This window comes from Xanthomonas campestris pv. campestris str. ATCC 33913 (assembly GCF_000007145.1).
GTDB classification, from domain to species: domain Bacteria; phylum Pseudomonadota; class Gammaproteobacteria; order Xanthomonadales; family Xanthomonadaceae; genus Xanthomonas; species Xanthomonas campestris.
The window spans coordinates 1,627,074-1,639,698 of record NC_003902.1 but is presented as its reverse complement, the minus strand read 5'-3'; the positions used below and the strand labels follow the sequence as shown (position 1 = coordinate 1,639,698).

The following is a 12,625-nucleotide window of genomic DNA, read 5'->3' as shown; positions in this document are numbered from 1 at the left end:
AGCCCTATCGTACCGGCGGCGGCCTGTTGCCCGCCATCGCGCGGCACTGGGTTGCTGGTCCGGAACGGGCCGCAGGCTGCAGCACTTGCGTGGGTGTGGCGGCGGGGCAACCGATGCAGCGGCAGGAGTGGCGTGCCGGGTGATGCAACCGCCGCAGTTGGCCGCGCAGCGTTGCGCGCTGATCGCACCGCACCAGTATGTGGTCGACGGCCTGCAAGCGTGGCGGCCTGCCACTGCGCGTTTGGCGATTGCACCCCGTGGCGATAGACCACATGCCAGATACCCGTTGCTGATTGAGCCGAATAACAGGCCGAAAAGCCCGAGCGAACGCGACCACGCCACTATGTCGCAGTTGCAGACTTTGACGCAGTGCAGATTGGCCTGCCACCCTGGCTCGGCTACATTGCAAACGTTTTCCTGGAACACCGGACCGCTGGATGCCCCGCTTCACCCGCCTCGCTCTGAGCCTGCTGCTGCTCACCTCTGCCCCCGCCGCCCTGACTGCCGAGCCGCTGACCACCCTGGCCGAGCGCAGCGGTTTTGTGCAGACCGGCCGCTTTGATGAGGTCATCGCCTTGTGCGATGCATTCGCGCAGCGCTACCCGCAGGCGGTGCGCTGCATCAGCTTCGGCACCACGCCTGAAGGGCGGCCGATGAAGGCGCTGGTGGTGTCCACCAGCGGCGCGCTGGATGCGGCAAGCGCGGCGCAGCGCGCATTGCCGGTGGTGCTGGTGCAAGGCGGCATCCATGCCGGCGAGATCGATGGCAAGGACGCGGGCTTCCTGGCCCTGCGCGAGTTGCTCGATGGCACCGCCGGGAAAGAGGTGCTCGACAAGGTGGTGTGGATCTTCGTGCCGGTGTTCAATGTCGACGGCCATGAGCGCTTCGGCGCCTGGAACCGCCCCAACCAGCGCGGCCCCGAACAGATGGGCTGGCGCACCACCGCGCAGAACCTCAATCTCAACCGCGATTACGTCAAGGCCGACGCGCCGGAGATGCAGGCGATGCTGCGGCTGGTGCAGCAGTGGGACCCATTGATGTACGTGGACCTGCACGCCACCGATGGCGCGCAGTTCGAACACGATGTGTCGGTGCAGGTGGAACCGGTGCACGCGGGCGACGCGGCGTTGCGCAAGGACGGCACCCGCTGGCGCGATGCGGTGATTGCCGACCTGGCCAGGCAGGGTTCGTTGCCACTGCCGTACTACCCGTCGCTGGTGCGCGAGGACGACCCCAGCTCGGGCTTCGCCGACGACGTTTCGCCACCGCGGTTCTCGCACGGCTATTTCCTGCTGCGTAACCGCTTCTGCATGCTGGTGGAAACCCACTCGTTGAAGCAGTACCCGGTGCGCGTGCGGGTGACCCGCAACGCCATCGTCTCGGTATTGCAGCAGGCCGCACGGCACGGCACGCACTGGCTGGCCGACGCGCATGCCGCCGACCGGCGCGCCAGCGCGTTGGCCGGTCATCTCGAGCCGTTGAGCTACGCGGCCGGCCCGGGCACGCGCACCGTCGCGTTCCGCGGCTATGCCTACACACGCACGCCCTCGCCGGTGTCCGGTGCGTTGATGACCCGCTACGACGAGCGCACACCGCAGATCCGGAAGGTGCCGCTGCGCGACCAGATCGCCCCGGATGTCACCGTGGAGGCGCCGCGCGGCGGTTACCTGGTGCCGGCGGCGCAGGCCGCCCTGGTCGCCGACACACTGCGCCTGCACGGCATCACCTTCCAGACCCTCACGCAGGCAGGCGACCGCGCGGTGCAGAGCTTCCGCGCCGACACCGCCACCTTTGCGGCGCGTTCCAACGAGGGCCACCAGGGGCTCGCCGTCAGCGGCCAATGGCGTGCTGAGACGCGCGCGGTGCCAGTAGGCGCGTTGTTCGTACCGATTGCCCAGCCCAAGGCGCGGTTGGTGATGGCGATCCTGGAGCCACAGGCACCGGATTCGCTGCTGCAGTGGGGTCTGTTCAATCTGGCCTTCGAGCGCAAGGAGTACATGGAAGACTACGTGGCCGAAGACGTGGCGCGCGAGATGCTCGCGCGCGACCCGGCCCTGAAGGCGCAGTTCGAACAACGCCTGGCCAGCGACCCGGCATTTGCCGCCGACCCGCAGGCGCGCCTGGAGTTTTTCTACCGGCTGCATCCGTCCTGGGACGAGCGCTACCGGCTCTACCCGGTGCTGCGTACCGACCAGAGCGCATTTTGAGCGCGCCGACGCAGACGCGCTGATTCAAGGCGCAGTCGGCGCCACCCATTCGGGCACCGCGGTGCCCTCTCCCGATCCGTTACCGCACCACAAGGACCACGACGTGCCACACCTCGATATGAAAACGTTTACACCCGCCGCTCCGCGACCGCGCCGACTGGCGCTGGCCCTCGCGCTGGGCCTGGGCATTGCCCTCAGCGCGCCGCTGGCCGCGCAGCAGGCCAGCGCCGCACAGCCGTGGATGGACACCGCACTCAGCCCGGACCAGCGCGCCGCGCTGCTGCTGACGCAGATGACCGACGACGAAAAATTCCAGATGCTGCGCAGCTACTTTGGCCTGGGCACCGAGAAGATTCCCAAGCCCGAAGGCGCACTCGGCTCGGCCGGGTATGTGCCGGGCATTGCGCGCCTGGGTATCCCGGCGCAGCAGCTGGCCGATGCCGGCGTGGGCGTGACCAATCCCGGCGGCATCCGCAAGGGCGACTTCGCTACTGCGATGCCGTCCGGCCCGTCCACGGCGTCGAGCTGGAATCCGCAACTGGCCTATGCCGGCGGCAAGACCATGGGCCGCGAATCCTGGCAGCAGGGCTTCAACGTGCTGCTGGCCGGCAGCGTCAACCTGCAGCGCGACCCACGCAACGGCCGTAACTTCGAATACGCCGGCGAAGACCCGCTGCTGGCCGGCGTGATGGTGGGCGAATCGATCCGCGGCGTGCAGAGCGAGCACGTGCTGTCGACGATGAAGCACTTCGCGCTCAACGACATGGAAACCCGGCGCAACTTCCATAGCGCGCAGATCGGCGAACAGGCGATGCACGAGTCGGACCTGCTGGCGTTCGAGATCGCACTGAAGATCGGCGACCCGGCCTCGGTGATGTGCTCGTACAACAAGATCAACGGCATCTACGGCTGCGAGCACGACTACCTGCTCAACCAGGTGCTCAAGCAGGAATGGAAGTACCCCGGCTATGTGATGTCCGATTGGGGCGGCGTGCACAGCGGCTCCAAGGCCGCGCTGGCCGGGCTGGATCAACAGTCGGCCGGTGAAGTCTTCGATGCGGCGGTGTTCTTCGATGCACCGCTGCGCATGGCGGTTGGTGCCGGCGTGGTGCCGCGCGCGCGCTTCGACGACATGGTCACGCGCATCCTGCGCAGCCTGTTCGCGCATGGGGCGTTCGACCACCCCACCCAGCGCCAGCCCATCGACGGCAAGGCCGGCCAACGCGCCGCGCAGCGCGTGGCCGAAGAAGGCAGCGTACTGCTGCGTAACGAACAGGCCACCTTGCCGCTGTCAAAGGACGTGCGCCGCATCGCGGTGATCGGCGGTTATGCCGACAAGGGCGTGATGTCCGGCGGTGGTTCTTCGCGGGTGGACTACACCATCAACGGCGGCAACGCGGTGCCCGGGCTCACCCCGACCACCTGGCCCGGCCCGGTGATCATCCATCCCTCCTCGCCGTTGCAGGCGCTGCGCGCGGCGTTGCCGGACGTGCAGATCGATTACGTGGACGGCAAGGACCGCGCGGCGGCCGCACGCGCGGCCAAGGCTGCCGACGTGGCGATCGTGTTCGCCACCCAGTGGGCCGCCGAGTCGGTGGATCTGCCGGACATGCAACTGCCCGATGGCCAGGACGCACTGATCGAAGCGGTGGCCAAGGCCAACCCCAAGACCACCGTGGTGCTGGAGACCAACGGCCCGGTGCGCATGCCGTGGGCCGAGCACGTGCCGGCGGTGTTGCAGGCGTGGTACCCGGGGATTGGCGGTGGCGAGGCCATCGCCAACCTGCTGACCGGTGCGGTAAATCCCTCCGGCCATCTGCCGGTGACCTGGCCCGTGGATGAGTCGCAATTGCCGCGTCCGTCGATTCCGGGCCTGGGCTTCAAGCCGGCCAAGCCGGGCGAAGACACCATCGATTACGCCATTGAAGGCGCCAACGTTGGCTACAAGTGGTTTGCCGCGCGCAACCTGACCCCGCGCTATCCATTCGGGCATGGCCTGTCGTACACGCAGTTCCGCATGGGCGGCCTGCGTGTGGAGGCTGCCAACGGCCAACTGACTGCCAATTTCGAGGTGGAAAATACCGGCCAGCGCGACGGTGCCGCCGTGCCGCAGCTCTACGTCACCTTGCCCAATGGCCACGCCACACCGTTGCGCCTGATCGGCTGGCAGAAGGTCGCGCTCAAGCCCGGCGAGAAGCACACGGTGCAGGTCGTGGCCGAGCCCAAGACGCTGGCCGACTTCGACGCCAAGGCACGTCACTGGACGATTGCCGCCGGCACCTATCGCGTGCAGTTGGCACGCTCGGCCACTGACCCGGTGGAGAGCGTGGAGGTCGCGCTGCCGGCGATGCAGTTGCCGTAATGCGGCATGGCGGACGCACGCACCTGCGGCGTCCGCCACTGCGTGTTTGGGCATGCGCATCTACCCGCGCGCGCGCCCAACTTTTTTTGTGCAACTGCGTTGACAGCCGCGCCGCCAGCTTGCACAATTCGCCCCCTGAGTCGCCCAGGTGGCGGAATTGGTAGACGCACTAGCTTCAGGTGCTAGCGGGGGCAACTTCGTGGAGGTTCGAGTCCTCTCCTGGGCACCACGACTCACGGTAGATCGTAAAAAACCTCGCTTCGGCGGGGTTTTTTGCGTTTGGGCGATCGCAGTGTGTGCGGTGCCGATGGTGCCCACTGTCTGTGGCTGACGCTGCTTGGCGTCGCGCGTTGTCGCTGTCCGTGGCTGACCACCCGGGGCGCTGTGCTTTTAGGCAATCACGGTCGTCGCGATGCGTCACAGGCGATGCGAATGGCACGCCGTGCAGCCGGAGTCGCTAGCGGTGTGTTCGGCTGTGCACCGCCAAGCGATGGCCTGGCGTCGACGCAGATGACTTGGTCCGCGACGTTGGAGCTTGCACGTGACCGCAGACCGCGCAGAAGTCTCCACGGTGGTTAGCGCCAGATGAGCCACATCGCGACAGGCACTGTCGTCATTGCCTGTCGCGACACCACGCGCCCTACTTGGCGGCAGCCTGTTCCTGATAATCGGTCAGGTAATGCTAGGCGGTGATCTGCTCGGAGGCAGCAGCGTCGTATCCCACCTGTGCAGCCTTCTGTGCGCCAGGCAGGTACAACTCGCCAGTTCCGGCATTGAGGATCAGCAGCACGTACGGCCGCCCGCGCAGTTGCACCGTGTAGCGGGTGTCCTTCTGGGTCGCGGCGGTGCTGGCCAACAGGATCTTGTCGTCGATCTCGCTATCGGCACCGGTCACCTGGACCAGCGCCTGGTTCTTCTCGCGCGGGCCATAGCGCAAGGTCGATACCTTGATGCCATCCCTGGAACTGTAGGCCTTGGCCTGTTTGGCAACCTCCGGGCGTGCGGCAGCGGCCTGCGTCTGCGCAACGGCGACCAGCGACAGCAAGGGAACGAGTACAGCGGCCGCAGACAGGCGGCGCAACTGAGATCCAAACATCATGAAGCTTCCTTGTTGAGTGAGAACACGGGCAGCATGCCCATGCCATGCGCCACGCACTGCATTGTTCGAACACCTCAGCACGCGTCGCTGCGCCGCACGCTACTGCACGCGATTGCACGATCGGCAATGCCCGGCGCACTGACCTCGCTGGTAATTCACTAAAAGGCGTCAACACGACGATCGAGAGGCAACCAAGCTTCATGGATGTCCTCACACATGACCGCGCATCTCGGAGCGAATGCAGATCCTGCGCAGTGACTTTCGACACGCGACCGTGCATGGCAACGAAGCGGACCATGTGACATGACACCACCGCGCATGGCCCCGTCGATGCGAAGCTCCTTTGCGCTCGTTCTCTTGCTTATAGCTTCCAGCGTCCACGCTCGCGGCCAGGACGACGACGCTAGCGCGGGTGGGCACGGCCATCGCGTGCAGCTCTCGTCTTCGCGCTGCAGCCTCAGTACGCCATTCAATGTGCTCGCCGACAGCGGCGGCATCTGGCTGTATCGCGCAGACGGACTGCCGCGCGAGATCTTCTTCCATGCAGGCGAACTGAGTGTCGACCACCAGTTGCAACAGATCAGCGCGGACGATGCGCAGCGGCTGCAGGCGATGGAAACGCAAGCACGCCAGTTGATGCCACAGGTCGCAGCGATTGCGCATGACGTGATCGACCTTAGCTACGACGCGCTCGGGGGTGTGGTCGAGGTCATGACCGGTAGTTGGCTCAACGCCCGCAAAATCGAACGCCTGCGCAAGCGCGCTAGCGTCTACGTCGATGACACGCTCGGCAAGGGGCGCTGGGACCAACAGGCCTTCGATGGCAACTTCGAGCGCTACGTCGAGCAGGAAGCCGAGGCATTCAAAGGCAGCATCGGGCGGCACCTGATGTGGCAGATCATGACGGGGCGTGCGGATGGGATCGACCAACGTGCCCAAGCGATGGATGGCCAGCGGGATGCCAAGCTCGACGCGCGAGCGGCCACGATCGACGTCAAGGCCAATGCACTCTGCACTCAGGTGCAATCACTGCGTCGTCTACAGGACGCGCTGCAGTACCGCTATCAAGGCAAGCCGCTGCAGATGCTGACGCTGTTGCATGAGGACACCTCAGCCAAGGCCGCCGAAGCGGCCACAACGGCACCTTACACCGCGGATGCACCTGCCGGCACCGCGATCGAAGTGCAGCAGGCACACCACAACTGATGCGCGCTATCAGCTGCGCTCAGTGCCCCCCGGCCGCCGCTGCGCCGCCGGCACCGGCGCCGAACGGTGGCTTGGCCAGCCACAGGAAGAAGATGATGCCCAAGAAGGTCCAGCCGAGCAGATAGAAGATGTCGTTGAAGCCCATCTGCGAGGCCTGGTGATTGATCATGTTGTTGAGCGAGGCCGCGCCGCGTTGCAGGTCGCCCTGCCCCATTGCGGTGACCTGCTCCTGCATGCCGGGCGTGTACACCGAGATGTGTTCGGTGATGTGCGCATGGTGCACCTGGGTGCGGCGCGCCCACAGATACGTGGTCAGCGATGCAGCAAAACTGCCGCCCAATGTGCGCAGGAACGTGGCCAGGCCGGAGCCGGCCGCGATCTCGCGCCCATCCAGATCCGAGAGCAGGATCTGCAGCACCGGCATGAAGAACAAGGCCACGCCCACGCCCATCACCAGCTGGATCGTCGCCACGTGCGCGAAGTCCACCTGCAGGTTGAAGTTGGAACGGAAGAAGCTGGTGAACGACATGAAGATGAAGGCAATGGTGGCGAGCATGCGCAGATCGAAACGCAACGCGTACTTGCCCACGAACGGCGTCATCAACACCGGCAGGATGCCGATCGGTGCGGTGGCCAGGCCCGCCCAGATCGCGGTGTAGCCCATGTCGCGCTGCAACCACTGCGGGATCAGCAGACTGACGCTGAAGAACGCCGCGTAAGCCACCACCATGGCGAGCGTGCCGGCGCGGAAGTTGCGGTGCCGGAACAGCTTGAGGTCGACGATGGGGTCCTTGTCGGTGAGCTCCCAGATCACGAACACCACCAGCGCCACGGCCGCGACACAGGCCAGCACCACGATCTTGTCGGAAGAAAACCAGTCTTCGTCGTTGCCCAGGTCCAGCACCAGCTGCAGCGCGCCCACGCCGACCACCAGCAGGATCAGGCCGATGTAATCCATGCGCGGCCGTTCCAGCTGTTCCGGGCGATGCCGCAACTGCGAACCGACGATGCTGCTGGCGATGATGCCCAGCGGCACGTTGATCAAGAAGATCCATTCCCAGCTGTAGTTGTCGGTGATCCAGCCGCCCAGGATCGGGCCGGCGATCGGCGCCACCACCGTGATCATGGCCAGCAAGGCCAGCGCCTGCCCGCGTTTTTCGCGCGGATAGATCGACACCAGCAGACTCTGCGTGATCGGGTACATCGGCCCGGCCACGAAGCCCTGCAGCGCGCGCGCCACCACCAGCATGCCCATGCTCTGGGCGAGGCCACACAGCAGCGAGGCGATGGTGAAGGCCAGCGTGGACCACACGAACAGCTTGGTTTCGCCGAAGCGACGGCTCAGCCAGCCGGTCAGCGGCAACGCGATCGCGGTGCTCACCGCGAACGAGGTGATGACCCAGGTGGCCTGCTGCGAACTGGCGCCGAGATTGCCGGCGATGGTCGGCAACGAGACGTTGGCGATGGTGGTGTCCAGCACCTGCATGAACGAGGCCATCGCCAGGCCTACGGTGCACAGCGCCACGCTCGCCGGGCGAAAGCCCGCGGCGGGCGCCGGTGCCGAAGGGCCACCGGGCGCGGTGGGAGCTTGCGAAGACATGGTGGCTTAGCCCGCCTTGGTGGCAGCCTGCGTCGGCAGGTTGTCCTGGATGATGCGATGGATGTCGGCGTCGGCGGCCTTGAGCTGCTGCGCGTAGACATCGGTGGAGAACACCGCGCCGCTGGCAAACTTGGTCGGCAGCACGCTGCCCTGCTGGTCGCGCAGGTTGACGTCGGCCTTCATCGACAACCCCAGACGCAGCGGGTTGGCCGCCAGTTGCTTGGGTTCGATGGCGATACGCACCGGCACGCGCTGCACGATCTTGATCCAGTTGCCGCTGGCGTTCTGCGCCGGCAACAACGAGAACGCGCTGCCGGTGCCCAGGCCCAGGCTTTCGATCCGGCCGGTGTAATCCACGCCACCGCCGTACAGATCCGAATGCAGTTCCACGGTCTGGCCCAGACGCATGTGCTTGAGCTGGGTTTCCTTGAAATTGGCTTCCACCCACATCTGCTCCGGCGGCACCACCGCCATCAGCACGGTGCCAGGCTGCACCCGCTGGCCTACCTGCGCCGAACGCCGCGCGACATATCCGGACACCGGTGCTACCACGCCGGTACGCGCATGGTTGAGGAAGGCCTGGCGCAACTGCGCCGCGGCGGCCTGCACGTCGGGCTGGGTGGCCACTTCGGTATCGTCGATCAACGCGCGATTGCGCTCGAAGCTTTCGCGCGAGCCGCTCACCGCCGCTTCGGCGGCAGCGAGTTCATCGCGCGCATGGGCCAGTTCTTCGTTGGAAATCGCGCCGCTTGCAGCAAGGTCCTTGCGGCGTGCGAAGTCGGCACGTGCGCTGCGCAATGTCACTTCGCGTGCGGAGAGCTCGGCCTGCGCACCTTCCACGCTGCGGTACAGACCACGCACCTGGCGCACGGTCTTGGCGAGGTTGGCTTCGGCCTGCTGCAAGGCGACCGCGGTGTCGGACGGGTCCAGCTGCACCAGCAGCTGGCCGCGCTCCACACGCATGCCGTCTTCGGCGCCGATGCTCACCACGGTGCCACCCACCATCGGGGTGATCTGCACCTGGTTGCCCTGCACGTAGGCGTCGTCGGTGTCTTCAGCCCAGCGCCCGATCAGGAAGTACCACACCACCAGGCCGATGACCGCAAGGATCACCAGGATGGCGACGATGCGCAGCAGTGTACGGCGCTTGCTCGGTGCGGCCGGCGCGGGATGCGAAGAGGTAGGAGTCGTCTGGCTCATCGTCGATGTCTCAGGAATGCGGTTGTGCGGAAGAGGTCGCGGTGTGTGCGGTGTCGCGCGCGGGTTCCGGCGTAAAGCCGCCGCCCAGCGCACGGCGCAACTTCACCGAGGCCATGAGTTGTTGGGAGTGCAGCCCGGCCATGCGCTGGCGCGCGGTGAGCAATTGCTCCTGCACGCTCAGCACTTCCAGATAGCTGCCGATGCCGGCGCGGTAGCGCTGCTGGGCCAGGCCAAAGGCGGCGCTGGCGGTCTGCACGGCGTCGTTCTGTGCGCGTGCACGCTGCTCCAGCGAGCGCACCGCGTTGACCTGGTCGGCCACTTCACGCAGGGCGTCGAGCACCTTCTGGTTGTAATCGGCCACCGCCAGGTCGTACTGCGCATCGCTGCCGGCCAAGCCGGCCTTGAGCCGGCCGCCATCGAAGATGGGCAGGCTCAAGGCCGGGGCCACCACACCGAGGACCGAGCCGCTTTCCAGCAGCTTGCCGACATCGGAGTTGATCACCCCGCCCAGCGCGGTGAGGTTGAGGCTGGGATAGAAGCGCGCCTTGGCGACGGCAATGTCCTTGTCAGCCGCTTCCACGCGCCAGCGCGCCGCCACCACATCGGGGCGACGGCCGAGCAGATCCGCTGGCAAGGCGCTGGGCAGTTGCGGTGGCAGGCTCTGGCTCAGCACCGGGCGCGCGATGTCCAGCCCGCGGTCCGGGCCCTGCCCGACCAGCGCGGCCAGGGCATTGCGTGCTTCGTCGATCTGCTGCTGCGCCGATTGCACCTGCTGCTGCGCGGCGGGCACGCGGGCCTGCGCCTGACGCACCTGCAATTCGCTGTCGATGCCGGCGCCGCGGCGGCGCTGGGTCAACTCCAGGGTTTTCTGCGCACGTGCCAGCTCATCGTTGGCCACGTCCTGCAGATCCCAGGCGTAGGCGAGCTGTGCGTAGCCTTCGGCGATGGCCGCCGACAGGTTGAGGCGTGCCGCCTGCGCGTCCACCTCGGCGGCATGCGCCTGGTCCACGGCTGCTTCCCACGCGGCGCGCTTGCCGCCCCACAGGTCCACGCCATAGCGGAAGTCCAGCACCACCTGCGCGCTGCCGGCATAGCTGCCGCCGCGCTCCTCGCCCACCATCGATTCGGGCAATTGCCAGCCGGCGTAGCCGCCGGAAACCGACAGGCTGGGGCCGCGATCGGCCTGGGCAGTGCCGGTGCGCGCCTGCGCCTGGCGCAGCCGTGCATCGGCAGCGGCCAGGCTGGGGCTGTGCTGCAGGCCTTCGGCGATCAGCGCGTCCAGCTGCGGGTCGCCCAAAGCGCGCCACCAGTCACTGGCCGGCCAGGCGGCCGGGCTCAGCTGCGCCTGCCCGAAGGTGCGCTCGGCATGCACGGCGCCGGGCTCCAGCACGGTGCCTTGCGGCGCCAGGCCGCGGCTGCTGGCACAGGCGGCCAGCGCCAGTGCCAGCGTGGTCACAAGGATCGGCCGCAGCCTGCGCACTGCGCGCGGGTGCCGCCTCTGAAGGAAGGAACTAGCAGCGTTCATGAGTTGAGTGCATCGCGGACACGGATGAGAAGAGAGGTGAGTTGCTCGCGCTCAGGCGCCGACAGGTCGCGCAGGCCATGCTCCATGGCGCGTTCGCCGCGCAGCCGCAGGCGCTCCCACAGCGCTACGCCCTGTTCGGTCATGACGATCTGCAGCGCGCGGCGATCCTGCGCATGTGGCTCGCGCCGCACTGCGCCCAGCGCCTCGAGCTTGTCGAGCAGGCGCGTGACCGCGCTCGGGGTCTGGTCCAGCGCCTGGGCGAGCTCGTTGGCGGTACACGGCGAGCGCACTGCCAGCACCTTCAGGCCCACGTAATGGCTGAAGCCGAAGTCGGGCAGCTCGCCCTTCATTTCGGCATCAAGCTGGCGCATCAGCGCGTCGCGCACCTGGCGCAACAGCAAGCCGAAGGTCGGCGGCGTTGTGGCTGTGGAGTCGATCATGGGTTATTTTGTTCCGAAAAATATATTTGTCAACGCAAATATGTCATCCGGGATAAAGCCAATTGCAAGGATCGAGGACGATACGCGCCCCGCCAGCTGGCCCGGTAATACAATCTGGCCAATGAATAACGAAAACCGGCCAACCGAGATCGATGCGCTGCCGCCTGGCGCGCGGGCCAGCTTCGAATGGGCGGATGGCCCGGTGGTGGTCGCCTTCCGCGCCGACCTGCGCGCGGTGTGGGCGCCGGAGACCGCCTGGCATGCGCATGTGCGCGGCCAGCTGATGTATGTCGAACAGGGCGTCTTGACCGTGCACACCGAACACGGCACCTCCTCGCTGCCGCCCGGCTGTGCCGGCTGGATGCCGCCCGGCCAGCAGCACACCGTGGAGCTGGCCGGGCCGCTGCGTGGCTGGGGCGTGGTGGTGCGGCCGGATGCCTGCAGCGGCCTGCCGGCGCGCAGCGGGGTGATCCGCCTGAGCGGGCTGGCCCGCGAGGTGATCATGCGGGCGGCCAGCTGGCCGCTGAGCGCGATGCTGGCCGAACCCGTGGATCCGGCCCGGCAGCGCCTGGCGGCGGTCCTGCTGGACGAGCTGTGCCAGGCGCCGATCGAGCACCTGCACCTACCGATGCCGGCCGACCGGCGGCTGCTACGCATCGCCCGGCAGCTGCTCGACACCCCCGCCGACCCGCGCCCACTCGAGGCCTGGGCCACCTGGGGCGGGCTGTCGCCGCGCAGCCTGAGCCGGCACTTCCGCGACGAGACCGGGCTCAGTTTTGCGCAATGGCGGCAGCAAGCGCGCCTGGCCGAGGGCCTGCGCCGGCTCAGCCAGGGCACCGCAGTGGCGCAGGTGGCCGACCAGCTCGGCTACAGCAGCCCCAGCGCCTTCGTCAGCGTCTTCCACCGGCATTTTGGTGCCCCGCCGGCCCGTTATCTGGCCGGCGGCCACGCGCGCGGCTTGGCATCCCCCGCCGCATCCGGATAAT

9 protein-coding genes and 1 tRNA gene are annotated in these 12,625 nt (G+C 67.1%); 5 read left to right on the top strand and 5 right to left on the bottom strand.

All coding sequences use genetic code 11. The features are described 5' to 3' along the window. The first annotated feature begins 437 nt into the window (after positions 1–437). From XCC_RS07315 to XCC_RS07305, 3 genes are all read left to right on the top strand, one after another. Positions 438–2,207 carry a M14 family metallopeptidase gene (locus XCC_RS07315; RefSeq protein WP_011036596.1) on the top strand — a complete coding sequence of 590 codons (1,770 nt, stop codon included), beginning with the start codon at positions 438–440 and terminating at the stop codon, positions 2,205–2,207. Positions 2,208–2,382: 175 nt separating this feature from the next. Next, entirely contained in the window at positions 2,383–4,569 is a 2,187-nt protein-coding gene (locus XCC_RS07310; RefSeq protein WP_029216861.1) for a beta-glucosidase family protein, read from the top strand. Positions 4,570–4,711: 142 nt separating this feature from the next. Then, positions 4,712–4,798: transfer RNA gene (locus tag XCC_RS07305), tRNA-Leu, on the top strand. 453 nt (positions 4,799–5,251) lie between these two features. On the opposite strand, the gene XCC_RS07300 is transcribed toward XCC_RS07305, so the two are convergent. After that, complete coding sequence (locus XCC_RS07300; protein ID WP_012438797.1) at positions 5,252–5,668, bottom strand: hypothetical protein; 417 nt, start codon at positions 5,666–5,668, stop codon at positions 5,252–5,254. A gap of 429 nt (positions 5,669–6,097) precedes the next feature. On the opposite strand from XCC_RS07300, the gene XCC_RS07295 reads away from it, so the two are divergent. Further along, on the top strand, positions 6,098–6,874 hold the full coding sequence (locus XCC_RS07295; RefSeq protein WP_016944187.1) for a DUF2884 family protein: 777 nt from the start codon (positions 6,098–6,100) through the stop codon (positions 6,872–6,874). Between the two features lie 19 nt (positions 6,875–6,893). Here the strand turns inward: XCC_RS07295 and XCC_RS07290 are convergent, their stop codons facing one another. From XCC_RS07290 to XCC_RS07275, 4 genes are read right to left on the bottom strand one after another with little or no spacing between them, the layout of a single operon-like run. Beyond that, positions 6,894–8,474, bottom strand: coding sequence for a DHA2 family efflux MFS transporter permease subunit (locus XCC_RS07290; RefSeq protein WP_011036592.1), 1,581 nt, complete (start codon positions 8,472–8,474; stop codon positions 6,894–6,896). 6 nt (positions 8,475–8,480) lie between these two features. Beyond that, on the bottom strand, positions 8,481–9,674 hold the full coding sequence (locus XCC_RS07285) for an HlyD family efflux transporter periplasmic adaptor subunit (protein ID WP_011036591.1): 1,194 nt from the start codon (positions 9,672–9,674) through the stop codon (positions 8,481–8,483). A 10-nt stretch (positions 9,675–9,684) separates the two neighbouring features. Then, positions 9,685–11,199: an AdeC/AdeK/OprM family multidrug efflux complex outer membrane factor gene (locus XCC_RS07280; RefSeq protein ID WP_011036590.1), complete on the bottom strand. Its 1,515-nt coding sequence runs from the start codon at positions 11,197–11,199 to the stop codon at positions 9,685–9,687. Then, positions 11,196–11,639: a MarR family winged helix-turn-helix transcriptional regulator gene (locus XCC_RS07275; RefSeq protein ID WP_011036589.1), complete on the bottom strand. Its 444-nt coding sequence runs from the start codon at positions 11,637–11,639 to the stop codon at positions 11,196–11,198. The genes XCC_RS07280 and XCC_RS07275 overlap by 4 nt, the downstream gene beginning before the upstream one ends. A 121-nt stretch (positions 11,640–11,760) precedes the next feature. On the opposite strand from XCC_RS07275, the gene XCC_RS07270 reads away from it, so the two are divergent. Beyond that, entirely contained in the window at positions 11,761–12,624 is an 864-nt protein-coding gene (locus XCC_RS07270; protein ID WP_011036588.1) for an AraC family transcriptional regulator, read from the top strand. The last annotated feature ends 1 nt before the right edge of the window (position 12,625 follow it).